Origin of the sequence: Oceanobacillus sp. FSL K6-3682, assembly GCF_037976165.1 — a bacterium.
Classification (GTDB): Bacteria; Bacillota; Bacilli; order Bacillales; family Amphibacillaceae; genus Oceanobacillus; species Oceanobacillus sojae.
Genome location: NZ_CP150263.1, coordinates 48,354 through 69,975, shown reverse-complemented (window position 1 = coordinate 69,975; position 21,622 = coordinate 48,354). Strand labels below are relative to the sequence as shown.

The window sequence follows — 21,622 nt, the reverse complement described above, 5'->3', positions numbered from 1 at the left end:
AGAAGTTTTAAAGCACAGGATATTCCTTATTGGAAAGGATCTCTGTACTTTTTATTTAGTTTTAACCGAGGGGAATAAGAATATACCTTGCTTAAAACAAAGGTATGCTTTATTGATTAAAATCATTCATCACTTCTATAAAAGGTTTACCATTTACCCAGGCTTCAACAGCATCAGCTGCTTGTTGGATACTTTGGCTGACAGCCTCTTTTTCATCCTTTGGAAACTTCCCTAATACATAATCCACGACAGGCATTGCATTTACCGGCCTTCCTACTCCTAACCGCACACGCTTAAATTCCTTCGTGCCTAAATGATCAATGGTCGAACGCACACCATTATGCCCGCCATGACCGCCTTTTTGCCGCAGTCTGATTTTGCCGGCGGGTAAGTCCAAATCATCGTAAATCACAACAACATCATCTGTATCTATATTATAATAATCCATCAATGGCCGAATTGATTCTCCGGATAAGTTCATATAGGTTTGCGGCTGTAATAATACAATCTTTTCTCCGTTGAAATGTTCTATCGCATATTCTCCATGAAACTTGGAATTGTTTAATTTCCAGCCATGTCTTTGTAATAACTCATCAATTGCACAAAAACCAATATTATGACGTGTTTTTTTATATTTTCTGCCGGGATTCCCAAGCCCTACGATTAACTTCATTACCTTGCCCTCACTTCTAAAAACACATTTTCTTGAAAACACAACAACCCTTCTTTACACATATTTGTATCATATGAGTAAAGAAGGGAGTTATTACTTATACATTCTATATATTGTTAAATGAAAGAAATTATTCTTCCTCTGCTTCGTCTTTCTCTTTAATAACTTCCGGTTCTGCATTCTCATCTGTATCTGTTTCTAAATCTTCTTCCGTAGTTGGAGGTACAACTGAAGCGATTGTTGTATCTGGATCATCTAAAAACTCATAGTTTCCAGTTACTTTCAAGTCAGAAATAGATAAGCTGTCGTTCACATCCAGTTCAGAGACATCTACTACGATTTCCTCTGGAATATCGTTTGGTTTTGCACGGACTTGGACTTCATAAAATGGCTGCTGTAATACGCCACCTTCTTTTTCGCCTTTCGATTCACCCTCCAGGCGAAGAGAAACCTCAACGTCCATTTCTTCAGACATATTTACGATATAGAAATCGGCATGAAGTAAATCATCCTTTATCGGATCAATTTGATAATCGTGCAGCATAACATCAACAGAATCACTGCCTTCGACTTGAAGAGAAATGACTGCATTCCTTCCTTCATCCCGAACTGTTTTGACTAAATCTACACTATCCACAGAAACTGTCTTGGGATCTTTATTTTTCCCATAAACAACCGCCGGGATTCTACCGTTGTTTCTAATTTCGTTTGTTGCTGATTTTGCAAGATCTTCTCTTTTTTGTGCGTTTAATTTTACTGCCATTCGTATCACCCTCCAAGTTGATTAAAAAAATAATATGAAACATCGTCATTTATTGCGATTTTGCATCATTTCTTTTTCTCAATAAAATAAACGGTCAGTATAATACATACCCCAAAATGGAACAACTTAAACATTAAATTTAGAAAAGCGGAAAGCGCCTGGTTAAAAACGTAGAGATTGGAGCGGCACAACTGAGATAAAGGAAACACGGTGAGGTAACGAACCGATGTTGACTTATCGTAGGGCGTGACGTGAAATCTCCTAGTTTTTGGCGCTTGGAGCTGGACAGCTCTATTTCCAGCCGAAGAAATTCCCTCTGCTAAACAACATATTTTATTTATTAATCAAAAAGAATACTTACAGATTGCATTTCATGAACACGGATAATTGCCTCGCTGAGAAGAGAAGCGACCGATAGTTCAGTAATTTTATCAATACACTTTTCTTCTGGTAAAGGAATCGAATCTGTGATGACAAGCTCTTTAATTTGTGAGTTATTAATCCGCTCAATTGCAGGACCAGAAAGTACCGGATGTGTACAGCAAGCATATACTTCTTTGGCGCCACTTTCAATTAATGCGTTTGCTGCCAAAGTAATTGTTCCTGCAGTATCAATCAGATCGTCAATTAAAATAGCCGTTTTTCCTTCAATATTACCAATAATGTTCATAACTTCTGAAACATTCGGACGCGGACGGCGTTTATCAATAATACCGATAGGTGCTTTTAAGCGATCGGCCATTTTTCTGGCACGGACAACACCGCCATGGTCCGGTGAAACAACAATTACATCTTCTAAATTTTTCTTCTCAAAATAAGTAGCTAAGATTGGTACACCCTGTAAGTGGTCAATAGGAATATCGAAGAAGCCTTGAATTTGAGGTGCATGCAAATCAAGCGTAATCATACGATTTGCTCCTGCTTTTTCAATTAAATCCGCTATTAATTTTGCTGTAATTGGCTCACGCGCTCTCGCTTTACGATCTTGACGTGCATAACCGTAGTATGGCATCACAATATTAATTGATTTGGCAGAAGCGCGTTTCAAAGCATCAATCATAATAAGCAGCTCCATAATATGCTGGTTTACCGGAGCAGAAGTAGATTGGATGACATAAACGTCAGATCCACGGACACTTTCTTCAATATTAATTTGTACTTCTCCGTCACTAAATTGTGTTACCGTACATTTCCCTAATTTTGTGCCGATTTGAGCTGCGATTTTTTCTGCTAATGCTTCATTCGAATTTAACGAAAATACTTTCAACGATGAATCCTTATAACTGGATGACATTCAATTAACCTCCATGATTTTATAGTTTATTTTTTAAACTTTTTAGCATATCCTTCTTTGTTTTCCTGCTTCGATCTTGCAATGGATAATGCCTCATCCGGCACATCTTTTGTAATTGTCGATCCTGCTGCAACGTAAGCACCTTTTCCAACTGTGACTGGTGCAATTAAATTTGAGTTACATCCAATAAACGAATCATCTTCAATTGTTGTCAGGAATTTATTTTTACCATCATAATTTACTGTAATTGTACCACAGCCGACATTTACGCGCTCACCCACATTAGCATCGCCAATATAACTAAGATGAGAAACTTTGCTGTTATCACCGAGGTTTGTTTTCTTAAGCTCTACAAAGTTACCGATTTTCGTATCATTACCGACATTGGACGCTGGACGGATATGTGCATACGGGCCAATATTAACCCGATTGCCTATGCGGCTGTCCGCAGCAACACTAAATCGGATATTTGTGTCTTCTCCAATTTCACAATCTTTAATTTCTGTATGCGGGCCAATTTCCGAACCGGTCTCAATGGATGTTTCACCTGTTAGAATCGTTCCCGGGTGGAGGTACACATCAGAAGCAATCTTTACATCAGGGCCAATATACGTATTATCAGGATCCGCGATGGTTACACCATTACGCATATGCAGCTCATTAATACGTCTTTTCATAATTTTTTCAGCTTCACTTAACGCTACACGGTCATTAATACCGATTGTCTCATTAAAATCAGCTGCTACATAAGCGCTGATGCGCTCACCCTGGTCACCTAAGATTTTTATAACATCTGGTAAGTAGTATTCACCTTGTGCGTTGTCATTAGAAACTGATTTTAAAGCTTCAAATAATGCTTTATTGTCAAAGCAATAGGTTCCTGTATTAATTTCTTCAACCTCTAATTCAGCTTCTGTAGCATCCTTATGCTCGACAATTTTCTCTACTTCTCCCGCTTGATTTCGAATAACTCGTCCGTATCCGGATGGATCATCTGCGACAGCTGTCAATATACTTGCTTTAGAGCCCGTTTGTTCATGATGCTCAAACAATTTTCGGAATGTCTCTGCCCGGATCAAAGGGGTATCCCCGCAAGCCACAATGGTTACACCTTCTTTATCCTGCAACAGTTGTTCAGCCTGCATCACAGCATGTCCCGTACCCAGCTGCTCTTCCTGTACTACAAAGTCACTCGAATCTCCAAGCTGTGTTTTTACCTGATCTGCTCCAAACCCAACAATGGTAACTATCTTATCTAATTGTGTCTGTTGCAATTGATCCACAACATGCTGTACCATTGGTTTTCCAACTACAGGATGAAGTACTTTATATAACTTTGATTTCATCCTTGTTCCTTGTCCTGCTGCTAAAATTACAGCAAATCGATTCGCCATTCGGAAACCTCCATCATCTCTAAATATCCATTTAAAAATATATCGTAAAAAAAACCTTATTTCAATAAAATTGTAGATTTAATCTCTATTAGTGCGTGTTCAAAAAATTCGATAAATAGGACCAAGAAGTTCAAGGCGACTAGCTTTTTACGAACGGAGCGTATGCATTATAATACGTGAGTATCGGAAAAAGCTAGTCAACGAAGAAATTCGCCGTGTCATCTTTATTGGATTTTTTGAACATCCTCTATTATCTATGTTATCATATTTTATTTTTTTCGTGGTAATTGATTCACAAATTAATAAGTCAAAAACCCTGAAAAAAATTCCAATTACAGATAAAGTAAAATACTATAACCGGAATTCGTATCTTCATACTACATAAAAAAGCAATGGAAGTTAATTAACTTCCATTGCTGCTTTGACTAAACATGTCTATTTTAACTGTTTAAATCACATGCTATATGATGTTTTTATTCAAGCATTATTCATTAGCCAAGCTGAGCCTGATGAAGGCGGCTGTACATCCCTTTCTGCTGCAATAGCTCTTGATGTTCTCCCTGCTCCTCAATTCCATCTTTTGTTAACACAATAATACGATCTGCGTTCTTTATAGTTGCTAACCGGTGAGCAATGAATAATGTTGTCCGTCCTTTAGAAAGTTCTGCCAGTGATTGCTGAATAGCCAGCTCTGTTTCTGTATCCAGAGCCGAAGTAGCTTCATCCAGAATTAAAATAGGCGGATTCTTCAAAAACATACGTGCAATTGATAAGCGCTGCTTTTGACCGCCCGACAATTTAACGCCTCTCTCGCCAATTACCGTATCTAAACCATCTGGCTGTGTATCAATAAATGTTTTTAACTGGGCTTTTTCTGCAGCCTCTATAATTTCTTCATCGGTTGCATCAAGCCTGCCATAAGCGATATTCTCCCGGATCGTACCAGAGAACAGAAATACATCCTGCTGTACGATGCCAATCTGATTCCTCAGAGAATGCAGGGTAAAGTCCTGGATATCATGGCCGTCTATATAAATATGTCCTTCCATTACCTCGTAAAAACGTGGCAGTAAACTGCATAACGTTGTTTTCCCTGCACCTGAAGGACCAACAAAGGCAACTGTTTCTCCCGGCTGAATCTGCAGATTTATACGATGGAGAATATGCTCTGCTGGATGATAACCAAAAGATACATTTTCATAACGAACCTCTCCATGAACCGGAATATCCTTCGCTTCAGGGCTGTCCGCAATGTCAGGGTTCATATCCATTACTTCTGTATAGCGCTTGAAGCCGGCGAAGCCCTTTGGATAACTTTCAATAATTGCATTTATCTTCTGTATAGGAGCTAACAAAATATTCGATAAAAGTAAAAAGGCAACAAATTCACCGTAGGTCATGGAACCATTGATGACAAACCAGGTTCCGAACAGTAACGTAAATAAAGTAACAACACGCATCAAAAAATAATTAGACATAATATTCTTCGCCATAATCTTGTAAGAAGCCAGCTTGGTTTGACGATACCGCTCATTGTTCTCCGCAAATTTATCCTGTTCATATTCTTCATTAGCAAAGGCCTGAACAACACGAATTCCGCCAATACTGTCTTCCACTCTGGAGTTTATATCTGCAATATCGTTGAACATCATACGGAATGTTCCCGTCATCAATTTATTAAAATAAATCGCAAAGATCATCAATAAAGGAATAACAATAAAGGAAATGACTGCCAGCGGCCAATTGATACCAATCATAATCATAAAAGCACCTATCAAAGTCATGATAGCAACAAAGGCATCCTCCGGGCCATGGTGAGCCATCTCTCCAATTTCTTCTAAGTCCTTTGTTAAACGCGAAATGGAATGACCTGTTTTATTATTATCGAAATGACCGAATGACAGCTTCTGCATATGGCTAAACAGCTTCTGACGCATATCTGTTTCTATATTAATCCCCAGTCTGTGTCCCCAATACGTCACAACATAATGCAGGAACGTATTAATTCCATAAATCATCAGGAGGGCAACACACGCCCAAATAATAAGCGACCAATCCCCCTGTGGCAAAAGCCGATCAATTACCCGATTAACCGCCAACGGAAAAGCAAGTTCTAATAAACCGACTAAAATAGCACAAGTAAAATCTAAAATAAAAAGCCCTTTGTAAGGCTTATAATAAGAAAAGAAACGTTTAATATATTCCATAGGAACGAACCTCCTTCCAGTTCTGATTCTCTTTTTATCAGCTGATTACATTATTTAATTTATCACTGTGCAGCTGGCTGCAATTTTTAAAGATGTTACGACAACGTTTTTTGAGAGGCGAGTAACTACAGACCCGGCCCAAGTCCATCACGAGCTTAGCCTTTTTCTTTAGTATAGTAGGGATGAAAAGAACTCCCCCTGCAAAGAGCTTTACTTTATCAGCTCAGCAACTAATTTTTTATTACGTTTTTTAAATATATCGTTGTGTGAAGATACCATCCCTGATTCAAATGCATCAGGCTCTACAAACTGTTTTGCTTTATTTACTGCATTTACGGCATCCTGAAAAGCTCCTGCAATTAAATGAACCTTGCCATCGTACATAATCACATCTCCAGCTCCATATATACCTGGTATAGAAGTCTCGCTGAATGGGCTGCCGGCAATAAAATATTCATTAGCCATTTCAATCTGCAACTCGCTTTCCTCCAGCAATTTCTTCTCCCGGACAAACCCGTGATTAACTACTAATTCGTCAATTTCAATATGGGATAATTGATTTGTCAAACTGTGCTTTAATTCAACCTGCTGGATATACTCACGTGTCTCGTTGGCAACTAAACGCTGGATATCCGTATCAAATAAACAATCTACGGAACTATTCATTAATTGCGTTACATGCGCCTCGTGGGCATTGAGTTCATTTTTCCGATACACCAAATAAACCTTTCGTGCAATCGGCTCCAGTTCATTTGCCCAATCCACTGCTGTATGTCCTCCACCTGAAATAAGCACCGTCTTATCCTTAAATCGTTTCAGTGATTTAATCGTATAGCTCAAGTTTGAAATCTCAAATTTCTCTGCTCCGTCAATTTCCAGTTTTTGCGGGTTCAGAATACCGCCGCCAATAGCAAGAATGACTGTCTTGGAACAGTGCTTTTCTCCTGAGGAAGTATCAAGTATAAATATCCCTTGTTCATCCTTGGAGATTGCAGTTACTTTTTCATTACAGACAATCGTTGGATGAAAGGTTTTAGCCTGTTCGATCATTTGCTCAATCAGCTGCTCACCAGAAACCGGTGTTAACGCTCCAATATCCCAGATCATTTTTTCCGGATATACATGAACCTTTCCACCCAGATGCTCCTGATATTCAATCACTTTCGTCTTCATTTCCCGCAATCCGCTGTAAAAAGCAGAGAAGAGACCTGCCGGGCCCGCTCCAATAATGGTTACATCATAAATCTCTGGACTTTTCATCAGATAACCTCCTTGTGTGCTTTTCAAAATAAAATAGATAGTAAAAGGAAAGAGAGCTTGCTTCCTCTCCTTTTTCAATCAAATTTATTTAAATAATTCCGGATACATTTCTTCCGCCAATATTTCCATTCCATCAAGCGCATTGTAGCTATATCCAAACATGTAGTTGTAATCTACTGCATAAACCTGTTCATTCTGAATGGCCTTCATACTTGAAAGCTTCTGATTATTATATAAGCCTTCCTTTATTTTTTCTGCATTTTCAGGATCATTGTCTATCCAGGTAGGAATAATCAATACATCCGGATCTGTTTCAATTAATGTCTCAATGCTTACCTCTCCTGTTTCACCTTCAAAGGCATTTGTAAGCTTTATTTTACTAAATACATCATTAAAGAAATTCTCACCACCTGCAGCATATACAGAGACCTCATTCGGATCCGTCATGTGTAAATAGACAAATGTTTTGTTTTCTTCAATACTCGATAAATTATCAATGATAGACTGTTCCTGCTCTTTTAATTGCGAACTAAATGCTTCTGCCTCTTCCTGTACGTTAAAAATCCTTCCTAAATTCTCAATATCTTTATAGATAGATTCATAGGTTGCTCCATCTATGGAAGATTCCAGTACATAGGTATTCACATCCATTTCATTTAAGGAATCTACCGTTCCAACACCCCAATCATCGTTTGAAAATAAGCCGCCGCGTCCAAAGACTAAATCTGGATCTGTTCCTAAGGCCACTTCTTTGCCTACATAAGAATCACTTAAAATGTTCAAGTCATTATAATCCTCTTCTACAGTTGGATCTGGCGCACCAAAACTGGCACCAACACCAGCAATTTTATCCTTTAAGCCTAAATGCAATAATAGCTCAGCTGCGGGTCTTGTATTTGCCATTACCCGTTCGGGGGCCTGTTCAAAAACTTGATCCTTTTCTTCCCAAGCCGAACCGCCTTCAGGCAGAGAATAGTTACCGATTGTTACTGGATAATCCTCCGCTGCTTCCCCTTCTTCCACTGCGTTACCCTTCGTGTTGTTGCCGCAAGCTGCTAATATAGTGATGACAGAAAAAACTGTCAATAAAAGTAAATATTTTTTCATGTTCCGGCCTCCTGTTATATTTGATAAACAAATCCAAGCTGATTTGTTATCGGATTTTTATATGTTTCACATTTGATTTGGTATAATTCACTGATCGTTTCTGGTGTTAATACCTCTTCCGGTGTTCCAGACGTATAGATTCTGCCGTCCTTCATCGCATAGAGATAATCGCAATATTGGGCCGCTGTCTCTAAATCATGCAAAGCCGCCAGGACACCTATATTTAATTTCTTAACACATTGTAAAATTTCCAGTTGATAACGAATATCCAGATGATTGGTTGGTTCGTCCAGAATCATAAATTGTGGCTGCTGTGCAATCGTACGGGCCAAAATCGTTCGCTGCTTCTCCCCGCCTGATAAGGACAAATAACTTCTATCTTTATAATCCAACAAGTTGGTTTGTCTCAACGCATCTTCAACAATATCTATATCCACTTGATTATCCACCTCTAATAATCTCTTATGAGGTGTTCTCCCCAGCAGCACCATTTGCTCTACTGTTAAATCAAAATGCATTTCATTAAACTGGCCAACCACACCAAGCTTTTGAGAAATCTTCTTTTGAGATGTTTTTAAAACGTCAATATCTCCTAAAACAACTGTCCCTTTATGTGGAGGGAGACTTTTATAAATACTTTTCAGCATGGTTGATTTCCCGCAGCCATTCGGTCCTACAACGCCTACAAACTTCTGATTATCGACGAGCAGTGAAATATTTTTAACAATTTCCTTTTTTCCCAATTTTGTCTCCAGACTTTCTACTACCAGCTGCATATACTACCCTCCAAAATTATAGCCTTTTTTCACAATCATATAGATAAATAACGGAGACCCAATCACCGAAGTGAGAATCCCGATAGGAAGCTCTACATTTTCTACCAGCACTCTTGACAGTACATCTGCCCACATAAGGAAAAGACCGCCTAAGAGCAATGATGCCGGCATTAGCCGTTTATGATCTGAGCCAAACAAACCCCTGCATATGTGCGGAATGATCAAACCGACAAACCCTATCATCCCAGAGTAGGCAACCATTGTACCGGTAATCAACGCTGCGATGATCATATATAATTTACGAAACACACTTAAGTTAATCCCTAAAGTTATCGCTGATTCGTCACCTAATAACATCGTATTTAAGACACGATGCTGGAAAAGAAAGAGAAAACAGCCGGCCAGGACAATAATCGCCATAATTGGTACCTTGCTCCAGCTTGAGGATGCCAGACTTCCCATTGTCCAGAAAGTCACACTCTTGATTCCTTCTGCATCATTAGCGAAGAAAATAACAAGGCTGGATAAGGAGCTGCACAAAGCACCGATAACTACACCGGACAATACTAATTTTATGGAAGTCACCTTGCCGCCAATACTTGACAATACAAGAACAAGAATAGAAGTAGCCATCGCTCCGGCAAAGGCACCAAATGCCACACCAAACTGTGACAATACAGTTCCGCTGCCAAACCCTACAAGGATAGCAAAGGTAGCTCCCAATGAACCTCCTGATGAAATCCCGAGTATGTAGGGGTCAGCCAGCGGATTCTGCACGATAGCCTGCATTACCACTCCGCACAAAGAAAGACCCATACCAATGAGTAAGGCGAAGACAACGCGAGGCATACGCACTTGCATAATAATATTGGTATATGAATCACTCTCCACCTGATCTAAAGATCCCAAATGCCCGTTAGTAATGGTATGTAGTACAATCTGCATAGATTGCTGAAACGGAATGGAAACCTGTCCAATGGAGACCGAATAAACTGCAGTAATTGCGATAGCGCAGATAAGAAAAATCAACGCAAACACATAAAAAACTTGCTTTTGTCTGACACTGCTGCCTTTTTCCGTATTCAAATTTTCACCTCCCACCTCCCATCCACCTAATTGATAATGAGAATCATTTTCATTATAGATTAAGGATTCTATTTTGGCAATCTGTTTTTTATATATTCATTTTAATATGATAAATTATTCCAAATTTTACATAGAAAGTTCAGACCTTTTACACTGTGCCGCTGGGCCTTTCATAATATTCAGTCCTGGTTTGGGCATTTAATGAAAACCTGATAAGGAAAGGATATTTGAAATGGAGAAGGTTTGTAGAAAAGCTTGTTGTATAGAGCTTGTTTCTAGTGGTTTGATACGAAACACAACTGTAAACAGAAATTGATTTATAGTAACAATTTAATACTTTCTTTTGAATAACTAGTGCTTGACCATTAGCTTTATAACTTCGAACAAAAAAACTGAGGCTCCATTTTTTACTCCATGAAACCTCAGCTTTCACTGAATTTATTACAATATTAATTTCCAGATTTTAGCAATAAATAAAAAAAGATTCCCAGGTCCATACATTTATCCTGATTGGTAATCCACCAAAAAAGATAAACATCTAATACACCTGCTTCTACATCCTGCTAATCCTGCTTAATACTTTTCCCGGCCAGCAGATAGTTGACCCTGCCGCTAAATTATTCTGCATGATACCTGAAATAGTCTGATGCACAGAAAAAGAAGGCAAATCTTTATCCAGATTTCTGCCTTCTCGTCTAATCGCCCTCTAGTGTCACTTCAGGAAACGCCTGCTTCTTCTTTATAGTCTAGTCCTTCTTCTTTTTCACGTTGATACTCCCCTAAAACAGCCTCTTGAATTTTTGAGCGTGTTCCAGAATTAATTGGGTGAGCAATATCTCGGAACTCCCCATCTGGCGTCCGCTTTGAAGGCATCGCAACAAATAGTCCATTATTCCCGTCAATGACACGGATATCATGGACTACAAATTCATTATCTAATGTGATTGAAGCAATAGCCTGCATCCTTCCATCTGTTTTTACGCGGCGTAATCTTACGTCTGTTACCTCCATGATGTTTCACCACCTTTGTCCTAATCAAAAATCATTATTCATACTTATGTACTTCAACATAAATTACAAAAATCCTTCTTAAAAATACCAAAAAAATAAAATATTTTAAATTTATTCTTCCATGTACCTATAATTACATTTCCTTTCGACATATCTAGTCATTATTATCCACCTTTTTCTTACAGTGACGAAAACAATCAGATTTTAGCCTTTGTAAGAAAAATCAAATATCCCAGGTATTGGATATTATTATCATTTATAATTTATATGAATATATTATTACAATTTAACTAATTACGAATGTATTATTCCCAATGAAATACATTATCCTTCCAAAAAATAAAAACAGATCCTTGACTGATAGACAGTTGAAGATCTGTTTTTATCTGACATTTCTATATCAGGTTTCCATTTGATAATTTCCCGGCTGTACAGAAACTTGATGATTCTGTATATCAACCGGAGAGATTTTTAATAATGAAATATAATCTGTAATTACTCTTTCATCTTCTTCATCATCTGCTTCTGCTAACACGCCGACAGCTTGTACCGTTGCAGAAAACTCTTCTAAAAGACTCTTTATACCTGTAATGGTTCCTCCAGCTTTCATGAAATCATCAATAATACATACATTGGCTCCATCAGGCAAGCTTCGTTTTGGCAATACCATTGTCTGTATTTTTCGGGACGATCCGGAAACGTAGTTGATACTTACAGATGACCCCTCTGTTACTTTTGGATCTCTGCGCGCTATAATAACAGGGACATTTAAAAATGATGCTGTTGCATACGCTAAAGGAATTCCTTTTGTTGCGACAGTTACGATGGCATCAATCTTTAAATGAGCAAAGCAAGAGGCAAAAACACGGCCGATTTCCCGGACCAGAACCGGATCACCAAGAATATCACTCATATAAAGATATCCTCCAGGGAGAATTCTGGAAGGGTCTTCTAGCTTTTTTTGAAGGGATGATATAAACTCCTTACTGGCTTCAGCTGAGCTTGTAGGAATATACTTTACACCTCCGCCTGCACCAGTAGTTCTTTCTAAATACCCTAGACCTTTATTTTCAAAAACTTCATGTATAATATCTAAATCCTCACTTATTGATGACTTTGTTGTATCACAAAGCTCTACAAAGTAAGGCAATTGAATATGTTTCCTCGGGTTTTCTAAAAAATACTCTGTTAACACAACCAACCGATTACTTCTTTTCAAAATCACACCTCAAATCCGAATGTTCTTTATATAATATAGCATTTTCATATGAATTTTAGCAATGCTTATCCCAACATTCGGATTAATTGCACGTCATTACAAAAGCCTCGCATGCTGTTATATATTCGGAGTGCCTTTCGATGATGCTTCAATAACCCAAATACCGTTGGCCCGCTGCCGCTCATCATCACACCTTCTGCACCCGCAAGCTGCATAGCTTCCTTCAGTCTCGCTACCTCTGGATGCATAGAAAAAGTAATTGGCTCCAATGCATTTCCGAGGTGATTACAAAGCTTCGAAAAATCCCCTTCATGCAGGGCTTCAAGTATCTGCTTCGTATTGGGGTGCTTTAATTCAGGGATTTTAATCTGATCAAATACAGTATAAGAAGATACGCCCATATCCGGTCTGGCAAGAACAACCCAGCAGGTAGGCGGTGCAGGTAAAAGTTCAATACACTCACCATATCCTTTTGCTATTGCTGTTTTACTGTAAACACAAAAAGCAATATCCGCTCCTAACTCAGATCCCAGATCAGCTAATTCAGCTAATGGAATATCCAGGCCCCATAATCTATTGAGTCCTCGTAAAACCGCTGCTGCATCCGCACTGCCTCCGGCTAATCCTGCTGAAACAGGAATCGATTTATCAATTCGGATATGGACACCTTTTTTTATTTTGTACGTCTCTTTAAATAAAACCGCTGCTTGATATGCTAAATTTCTTTCATCGCTTGGTACATAACGGCTTTCCAACGACAATTGAATTTTATCTGCAGGTAATTCCCGCAATTCTAAACGATCTGCTAAGTCAATCGTCGTCATTACCATCTCAATATCATGATATCCGTCTTCCCGCTTATTTAATACATCTAATGACAAATTTATCTTAGCAGGTGCCTTCTCCATTACAAGCATCTTCATTCACATCCTCAAAGCGTTGGAAATTCGTTCGTTCACCTATTTAAAATCATATATATACGTCCCTTAAAGTTCGTGTTCAAAAAGTCCAATAAATAGGACCAAGAAGTTCAAGGCGACTAGCGTTTTCCGAACGGAGCGTATGCTTATAATACGTGAGTAACGCTTTTGGTGGGAAGAGTAATCTCAGTCCCATCGGAAAATGCTAGTCAACACAGAAATTCGACGTATCATTTTTATCAGACTTGTTGAACCTCCTCTTAAAAATATATTTTATTGTATCATAATCAAAACACTGAGGCTAATCTTGTATGAAAAGGTGTGGAATCTGCAAAATACTTTTGGTCATAATTTATTATTGGTATGAAAAAAAGCAAGCCCCTTTTTAGGACTCGCTTTTTCTCATACTTTCCTCTGCCATCTCTATAGCCCTTTTTACCATATTTCCGGCATCACGGGCTTTTATTCCTCCCCAGCCTTCCTGCTGTACCGTATCGTAAAATCCTAATTCTTTCGCTATTTCTTCTTTCATCTGTGTTGACATAATCCCTCGTCTACCCATGTAAAAGCTCCCCTTTACGAATGAATATATTTCTCGATCGGCAATCATAGCTTATGTATTTTTACCTTCTTCACTCTCACAAGTATTAACCAGCAAAACCATTTCCTGCCCTTTTTTTGCATAAAAAAAACAGTAGACCAGATACTTGTCTACTGTTTAAAAATTATCGCTGAACTTCCTTCAACAAAATTCAGCTCTACCGTTTCTGTCAATATGTCTGTATAGCTGTATGAAACACGTTCGAATGCATTCTCGTCCTGGTCAAGCTCAACAATGAAAACAGAGGGATATGTCTCCGCAAGAACACCGCATCTTTCAACGGTTTTCCGTCTTCCACCATTCGCTCTGAGCTTTAACCGTTTACCTACCTGACCATCTAGACCTTGCTTAATTTCGATCAACGTTTTGCCCACTACACTCCACCTCACATATACTTATTTTAACATATACGCCGATGAAAAGTCAAATAAAAATTATAATTATATCAGCATATGTTTTTACTTGTCAACTATTATTTATGTCTATTTCTGATATTATTTGTCGTATCTCTATTTTTATACATAAATTGTCACAAAAAAATGCATAATGGGCTGATTTTATAAAAACAATTAAAAAACAACTAATCTGAATGATCTAATTATTAATTTATTTTCAGTGGAAAGAAGGAGGAATAAAAGCATACCAATTAGCCCAACAACTCCCTTTTTTAAGCATTATTTCATATTATATTTCATCTTCATTTTCATGAGCCAGGTAAGGCATGCCTGTTCGTAATAATCCTCTTGTTTGTACGCCTCCTAATCCTTTTTCGCCAGTTAATGTATTACGGAGCGCTTCCCAGACAGATACGCTTTCCATAAAAGAGGTATATGCTACCTTCGCAACAATATAAACCGGATCCAGCGCATGAATATTGACTCTGGATGGCGAACTGGCAAAATTTGCACCGGCACGAATTAATGATTCAAAATGTGATTGGCAAGCTCCGGCAAAAATAACAAGCTGATCCAGATTAGGATAATTACTTCTCGCTTCTCGTACAGCTTCTACAAAATATTTTGAATGGCGATAAGCACTTATATCATGCTTCATTCCTTTATTATGTGAATAAGCATCATGGCCAGTGATTACCATGATATCCGGCTGGATTTTCTCCAGTAAATCCTTTATTTGAAATGGCATCTCTGTTTCCGCCAGATGAACACCATGTACCTGAAGTCCAATGCGCTGATATAATTGGATACATTTTCTTAAATAAGACGGGTCTCCATCTATATGAAGCACTTTTGCAGGCAATTGAAAATAATTAGCAGCATCCGTATAGCCTTCTGTTGCTTCATAATTCCTTTTTTCTTTCATCATTTGATAGTCCTGACGAAATAAACGATAGGAAAATTCCTGTTTTTCTCTGTCTTCGGCTCTTCTTTTTTTATGTTCCCGTTGATCTACCAAGGTTAAGTCGGATAGAGACGCATCCGCTTTTAACCTTAACTCTTCACCATGAAGTATAGCTACTCCTTTTTTTATTTCTGCCACCCGAAATAATAAGTCGTGATTATATGATTTCCTTGTTACTAACGCTCCATTCTGTATATCCATCACTGCACCTCTCACCTTTTATCGCAGTTTAACCGGCAGTAAATTCTTGAAGTATGAAGTTATTAACTGCCAATATAAGCCCGATTGGTTCAACTGAATGAATTTCACTTTATTTCTTTCTCATTGTATGAAAAAAAGTGCAGCTCTGTTCCTTTCTCCCTTATATAACCTATATAAAAAGCTAATCAAAAGATGTCATCTTCTGATTAGCTTTTTTGAATCTCTTTATAAACAATATTAGCTAAATCTGCAAATTCCTCTATTGTCAATGTTTCACCGCGTCTGCCGCCATCAATTGACGCTTCTTCAAGGAGTGCTTCCACTTGATGCTTTTCTAATTTTTCTTGTAAAAATCTGTTCAGGTTATTCCGGAGTGTTTTTCTTCTCTGCGCAAAGCTTGCTTGAATAAGTTCAAAGAAGAAGTCTTCATTATCCACCTGAACAGGCGGTTCTTTGCGCATAACGAGCTTCAGAACACTTGAATCTACATTGGGCTGCGGCATGAATACCTGCTTCGGCACGTTCAAAACAACCTTGGCTTCGGTATAATATTGTACAGCAATACTGAGAGAGCCGTAGCTTTTTGTATTTGGTACAGCTGCCATTCTATCCGCTACTTCTTTTTGAATCATTACTGTAAGACTTGTAACCTGAAGCCGGTCACGAACAAGCTTCATAAGAATTGGCGTCGTGATGTAGTAAGGAAGGTTTGCAACCACATGAATATCATGGCCTTCCTCGAAATGCGTTCTAATTACCTCATCTACATCTGCCTTTAAAATGTCCTCAAGAATGACTTCAACATTATCGTAGTCCGCTAAAGTCTCTTCTAAAATAGGCAATAGACGCTGATCAATTTCAAAAGCAACTACCCGATCCGCATGAATAGCTAATTGCTCTGTTAAAGCACCCATTCCAGGGCCAATTTCAATTGCCCCTGTTTCCTTTGTAATTCCTGCTTGATGAATAATATTTTCTAATACATTGACATCAATTAAGAAATTTTGTCCTAAGCTTTTCTTAAATGCAAAACCATATTTGTTCAGCAGTTCTTTTGTTCTCGACGGTGTTGCAATATATTTTTTAGGCATCTTTCTCCTCCTGCTCTATAAGCTCAACAGCTTCTTTAAATTGTTCCTTGGAGATTTGAAATTGGGTAAGGCGCTTTAAAAGCTGCTTTCCATTAGTATGACCAATATGCAAAAGCTCACCAAGACGTTTCCTGCGTCCAGAAGCCATTTCACCTCCGATTAATCCATAATGGATAAGTTCCTCTTTGGTAATATCACTATCCGAAAAATCTGCAAGCTCATAAACATCCTCGAGCGCCTTTTGGATATCCTCTACAGAAGCATGTTCAATCCCCAGGCTCTTATTTTCAGAATGCTTTGCTTTTGCCTGATCTCTTCTTAAAAAAGCATGCTTACAGCCAGGTACAGCCTGGTTGATTAAGTGTCTGATCCGCTCACCTGGATAATCAGGATCGGTAAAAACAATAACTCCGCGCTTTTCCTTGGCATGACGGATTTTATCAATGGTTGTTTTATTAACTGCTGAACCATTTGTCTCTATTGTATCAGCATCTACAGCAAGCTGAACGCGTGTCGTGTCATCTCGCCCTTCTACAACTATCATTTCTTTTATTTTCAATCGATTTCCTCCACTTTGTTCTAAGATCCTTAGAAATCACTTAATTTTAAAAAATCGTTTTGCATTTTCTGTTGTTATTTTTCCAATCTCATCCACACCCATTTCACGTAATGCAGCAATATCCTCTGCTACACGCGCGACATAAGCTGGTTCATTTCTCTTTCCGCGATATGGATGAGGTGCCAGAAATGGAGCATCCGTTTCAATAAGCAGGCGGTCTAAAGGCACCTGTTTCGCTACTTCTTTTGGTAATGGAGCATTTTTAAATGTTACCGGACCGCCTAATGAAATATAAAAATTCATATCCAGACAGGTCTGGACATAATCGACAGAATCATTGTAACAATGCATAATACCGCCGATTTCCTCTGCATTCTCCTCCTGCAGGATATTTATAATATCCTCCGTTGCCTCCCGATTATGAATAATAATAGGCATATTCACTTTTTTAGCAAGCGCTATTTGCTGACGGAAGACCTTCTTTTGCACATCTTTTGGGGATTTATCCCAATGATAATCCAGTCCCATTTCACCAATTGCCACCACTTTAGGATGTGCGCTCAGATTTTCAATCCATTTCAGCTCTTTATCCGTCATATCAATGGCATCAACAGGATGCCAGCCAACTGCTGCATAAATATTCTTATTCTGTTCTGCAATTTCAATAGCCAGCGGAATAGTCTCATGGTCAAAGCCGACAACAACCATATACTCTACACCTGCATCTCTTGCCCGCTGGATTGTCTCTTCTCTGTCTTCAGCAAACTGTCTGGCGTTTAAATGAACATGTGTGTCAAATAACATCTTAACCATCCTTTTTTTTGATCTTATAATGCAATTCAAAAAGTGCGATGAAAAGGACCAAGAAGTTCAAGGCGGCGTTTTTTTTCGAACGGGTTTCCACAGGATGTGGTGACTTCTGTGTTGTCCACAGGATGTGGAGGGTCTTAACAGAAGATCCTCTATATTATTAGATACGTGAGTAACGCTTTTGGTGGGGCGAGTAATCGCAGTCCCATCGAAAAAAACACGCCAACACAGAAATTCGAAATGTCATTTTTATTGGACTTTTTGATCTCCCCTATATCGAAAAGGAAGGAGCTGACATGATGACAGCTCCTATACTATATATTTTCTTGAAATCGTCCAATATTTTAAGAAATTGGTGATCCGTTTGGAACACTTTCCGGCGCTGGAACAATTTCTAATTTCCCGTCTTTTTCTGCGGAAAGAATCATTCCCTGGCTTATTTCACCACGCATTTTCCGCGGCTTCAGATTAGCTACAATAACAACCTTTTTACCAATCAGTTTTTCCGGTTCCGGATAGTACTCCGCAACTCCTGATAAAATTTGCCGATCAGCTTCATCTCCAGCATCGAGGCGGAATTTCAATAGCTTATCTGCACCTTCAACTTTACTGCAAGCTTTCACTTCTGCTACCTTCAACTCTACTTTATCAAATACATCATATTTAATTTGTTTTTCTTTTGTGGAAACAAGCTCTGTTTCATTTGGATCCCAATCTTTTTCTTCTTCCTCGTCAGATGCAGCCGCTCCACCCATTTGTGAACGGATATATTCTACTTCTTCTTCGACATCTAAACGTGGGAAAATTGGTTTTCCTTTTTTCACTACAGTAATGCCTTCCGGGAAATTGCCAAATTGAATCTTTTCCCAAGACAATCCGCTTTCTTCATCTAAACCAAGCTGCTCAATTATTTTCTTCGGTGCATGTGTCAAACAAGGCTGCAGCATAGTTGCAACTACACGTAATGTTTCTGCAAGGTGTGCCATGACACTTGCTAATTCTGTACGTTTTTCTTCATCTTTAGCAAGAATCCAAGGCTGTGTTTCATCAATGTATTTATTAGCCCTGGAAATCAGTGTCCATACTTTTTTCAATGCATCACTAAATTCCATTTGATCCATGGCTTCCTGGTAAGCTTGGATAACCGATGCTGCTGTTTCTTGTAAATCAGCATCTTCCTTATTAATGACACCATTTATAGCAGGGACCTTTCCGTCAAAATATTTGTTAATCATTGCTACAGTACGGTTCAATAAGTTTCCTAAATCATTTGCCAAATCATAATTCACTCTGGAAATAAAATCTTCAGGAGTGAAGACACCATCACTGCCGAAAGCAACTTCTCTCATTAAATAGTAGCGCAAAGCATCTAAACCGTAACGCTCCACGAGCATTTCCGGATATACAACATTTCCTTTGGACTTCGACATTTTTCCGTCCTTCATCAGTAACCAGCCATGTCCAAAAACTTTTTTAGGAAGCGGCAGGTCCAGGGCAATCAACATGATTGGCCAATAAATAGTATGGAAACGAACAATTTCCTTTCCAACCATGTGTACATCTGCAGGCCAATATTTTTTGAAAGCAGCATCATCCTCTGTACCATATCCTAAAGCTGTAATATAGTTAGCTAATGCATCAATCCATACATAAATAACATGCTTCGGATTACTTGGAACTTTAATTCCCCAGCTGAATGTTGTGCGGGATACTGCCAAGTCCTCAAGACCTGGTTTAATAAAGTTATTAATCATTTCATTTTTACGGGATTCCGGCTGGATAAAGTCAGGATGCTCCTCATAGTACTTCAATAGCTGATCTGAATATTTACTCATGCGGAAGAAATAAGATTCTTCTTTAATCAATTCAACTGGATGTCCGCTATCCGGTGATTTTCCTCCGATAACTTTTCCGTTTTCGTCTTTCTCAATATCTACAAGCTGTGTTTCTGTATAGAAGGTTTCATCAGGAACAGAATACCATCCTTCATATTCATCAAGATAAATATCACCTTGTTTTAGAAAACGCTCAAAAATATCCGCCACAACCTTCTGATGCTGTTCATCTGTTGTGCGAATAAATTTATCATTACTTATTTCAAGTGTCTTCCACAGATCCTGCATGCCAGCTGCCATCTCATCTACATATTCCTGAGGTGATATATTCTTTTCAGCCGCTTTCTGCTCAATTTTTTGCCCGTGTTCATCACTTCCTGTTAAATAGAACACATCAAACCCGAGCATGCGCTTGTATCTCGCCATCGTGTCACAAGCTATTGTTGTATACGCATTACCAATATGTAATTTCCCGCTTGGATAATAAATTGGCGTTGTAATGTAAAAAGTATTTTTGCTTCCCATTCGTTATACCTCCTAAATTTTTCCTATTTAAAAAATCTTATAGCGGAATACTGTGAAGATGATACATGCTTTGAAACAAGCATTGCCATCTCATCCGTAAAAGATTCAAAGTTATCTCTTATTGATTGGCTATTTTATATATTTTTTTATGATATCACACTGTAAATATAAAAATGTCAACTTCCATTGTAGCTATTATATCGTAATTTGCCAAATTGTGTACCTATTCACTTGTTCTTTATGGATAATTTAGATTTATGTCGAATTTTTTGCAGATATACTTTCCTTCCATACAAAGGAAATATATCCATTTCATTAGAAATTAATTCACAAAAAATGATACTTTCTTACTTAATAGCGATAGAAATTTAACAAAAACCTGAATATTTATAAAAAAGAGATAAAACTTTTCCTTTTACAGTAAAATTGTATTGACAATACCAAATATTGTTGCTATTCTAATGTTATTAACAACGACGAACAGCGACATTTTTTTCAAGTTATCTCATTATTTGAAAAATGCATAGTTCGTTTATTCGGAAAAACTCTACTAAATCTACTTCTGGGGGAATGAAAAAATGAAATCTACTGGTATTGTACGCAAAGTTGACGAGCTTGGCCGCGTGGTTATTCCTATCGAATTACGCCGTACACTGGATATTAAAGAAAAGGATACAATGGAAATCTACGTTGATAACGACCGTATTGTATTGAAGAAATACCGTCCAAACATGACTTGTCAAATTACTGGAGAGTTAACAGATGAAAACCAGACTTTAGCTGATGGAAACCTTATTCTAAGCCCTGAAGGCGCTAAAATTTTGCTTGAAGAAATTCAAAACCGTTTTAAATAATAATAGTTGTTTAAAAGGCGAAAAAGGGATGACCTCTGTACATAGAAGAGGCCATCCCTTTTTCGTATTCATTAATA

At 38.2% G+C, this 21,622-nt stretch carries 20 protein-coding genes; 1 reads left to right on the top strand and 19 read right to left on the bottom strand.

Annotated features, from left to right (window positions below):
* Positions 1-109: 109 nt before the first annotated feature.
* From pth to metG, 19 genes are all read right to left on the bottom strand, one after another.
* Positions 110-673 (bottom strand): aminoacyl-tRNA hydrolase, encoded by a 564-nt coding sequence (gene pth, locus MHH51_RS00355; RefSeq protein ID WP_147212229.1) that lies wholly within the window; start codon positions 671-673, stop codon positions 110-112.
* A 130-nt stretch (positions 674-803) separates the two neighbouring features.
* Positions 804-1,436: a 50S ribosomal protein L25/general stress protein Ctc gene (locus tag MHH51_RS00350; RefSeq protein WP_339283940.1), complete on the bottom strand. Its 633-nt coding sequence runs from the start codon at positions 1,434-1,436 to the stop codon at positions 804-806.
* A gap of 340 nt (positions 1,437-1,776) precedes the next feature.
* Positions 1,777-2,730 (bottom strand): ribose-phosphate diphosphokinase, encoded by a 954-nt coding sequence (locus MHH51_RS00345; protein WP_147212231.1) that lies wholly within the window; start codon positions 2,728-2,730, stop codon positions 1,777-1,779.
* Between the two features lie 26 nt (positions 2,731-2,756).
* A complete protein-coding gene (gene glmU, locus MHH51_RS00340; protein WP_339283937.1) occupies positions 2,757-4,124 on the bottom strand; it encodes a bifunctional UDP-N-acetylglucosamine diphosphorylase/glucosamine-1-phosphate N-acetyltransferase GlmU in 1,368 nt (455 codons plus the stop codon).
* 491 nt (positions 4,125-4,615) lie between these two features.
* Positions 4,616-6,331 (bottom strand): ABC transporter ATP-binding protein, encoded by a 1,716-nt coding sequence (locus MHH51_RS00335; RefSeq protein WP_339283936.1) that lies wholly within the window; start codon positions 6,329-6,331, stop codon positions 4,616-4,618.
* A 210-nt stretch (positions 6,332-6,541) separates the two neighbouring features.
* Positions 6,542-7,591, bottom strand: a complete 1,050-nt coding sequence (locus MHH51_RS00330; protein ID WP_156988800.1) for an NAD(P)/FAD-dependent oxidoreductase — start codon at positions 7,589-7,591, stop codon at positions 6,542-6,544.
* An 84-nt stretch (positions 7,592-7,675) separates the two neighbouring features.
* Complete coding sequence (locus MHH51_RS00325) at positions 7,676-8,698, bottom strand: ABC transporter substrate-binding protein (protein WP_156988802.1); 1,023 nt, start codon at positions 8,696-8,698, stop codon at positions 7,676-7,678.
* A gap of 14 nt (positions 8,699-8,712) precedes the next feature.
* Entirely contained in the window at positions 8,713-9,474 is a 762-nt protein-coding gene (locus tag MHH51_RS00320; RefSeq protein WP_147212236.1) for an ABC transporter ATP-binding protein, read from the bottom strand.
* Positions 9,475-9,477: 3 nt separating this feature from the next.
* Positions 9,478-10,560, bottom strand: a complete 1,083-nt coding sequence (locus tag MHH51_RS00315) for an iron ABC transporter permease (protein ID WP_147212237.1) — start codon at positions 10,558-10,560, stop codon at positions 9,478-9,480.
* 717 nt (positions 10,561-11,277) lie between these two features.
* A complete protein-coding gene (gene spoVG / locus MHH51_RS00310) occupies positions 11,278-11,571 on the bottom strand; it encodes a septation regulator SpoVG (RefSeq protein WP_077602842.1) in 294 nt (97 codons plus the stop codon).
* Positions 11,572-11,971: 400 nt separating this feature from the next.
* Positions 11,972-12,790 (bottom strand): pur operon repressor, encoded by an 819-nt coding sequence (gene purR / locus MHH51_RS00305; RefSeq protein ID WP_147212238.1) that lies wholly within the window; start codon positions 12,788-12,790, stop codon positions 11,972-11,974.
* 65 nt (positions 12,791-12,855) lie between these two features.
* A complete protein-coding gene (gene ispE / locus MHH51_RS00300) occupies positions 12,856-13,707 on the bottom strand; it encodes a 4-(cytidine 5'-diphospho)-2-C-methyl-D-erythritol kinase (protein ID WP_281289865.1) in 852 nt (283 codons plus the stop codon).
* A gap of 388 nt (positions 13,708-14,095) precedes the next feature.
* Positions 14,096-14,272 (bottom strand): small, acid-soluble spore protein, alpha/beta type, encoded by a 177-nt coding sequence (locus MHH51_RS00295; protein ID WP_077602839.1) that lies wholly within the window; start codon positions 14,270-14,272, stop codon positions 14,096-14,098.
* 149 nt (positions 14,273-14,421) lie between these two features.
* The gene (locus MHH51_RS00290; RefSeq protein WP_147212240.1) at positions 14,422-14,685 is read right to left on the bottom strand and encodes a Veg family protein; all 264 of its coding nucleotides are present in this window, start codon (positions 14,683-14,685) and stop codon (positions 14,422-14,424) included.
* A gap of 310 nt (positions 14,686-14,995) precedes the next feature.
* Entirely contained in the window at positions 14,996-15,871 is an 876-nt protein-coding gene (gene yabG / locus MHH51_RS00285) for a sporulation peptidase YabG (protein WP_147212241.1), read from the bottom strand.
* A 206-nt stretch (positions 15,872-16,077) separates the two neighbouring features.
* The gene (gene rsmA / locus MHH51_RS00280; protein ID WP_156988806.1) at positions 16,078-16,962 is read right to left on the bottom strand and encodes a 16S rRNA (adenine(1518)-N(6)/adenine(1519)-N(6))-dimethyltransferase RsmA; all 885 of its coding nucleotides are present in this window, start codon (positions 16,960-16,962) and stop codon (positions 16,078-16,080) included.
* A complete protein-coding gene (rnmV, locus tag MHH51_RS00275; RefSeq protein ID WP_147212243.1) occupies positions 16,955-17,521 on the bottom strand; it encodes a ribonuclease M5 in 567 nt (188 codons plus the stop codon). Before rnmV ends, rsmA begins: the two co-directional genes overlap by 8 nt.
* Positions 17,522-17,557: 36 nt before the next feature.
* Entirely contained in the window at positions 17,558-18,325 is a 768-nt protein-coding gene (locus MHH51_RS00270) for a TatD family hydrolase (RefSeq protein WP_147212244.1), read from the bottom strand.
* A 350-nt stretch (positions 18,326-18,675) separates the two neighbouring features.
* Positions 18,676-20,691 carry a methionine--tRNA ligase gene (metG, locus tag MHH51_RS00265; RefSeq protein WP_147212245.1) on the bottom strand — a complete coding sequence of 672 codons (2,016 nt, stop codon included), beginning with the start codon at positions 20,689-20,691 and terminating at the stop codon, positions 18,676-18,678.
* 578 nt (positions 20,692-21,269) lie between these two features.
* On the opposite strand from metG, the gene MHH51_RS00260 reads away from it, so the two are divergent.
* Complete coding sequence (locus MHH51_RS00260) at positions 21,270-21,545, top strand: AbrB/MazE/SpoVT family DNA-binding domain-containing protein (protein WP_077602833.1); 276 nt, start codon at positions 21,270-21,272, stop codon at positions 21,543-21,545.
* Positions 21,546-21,622: the final 77 nt, after the last annotated feature.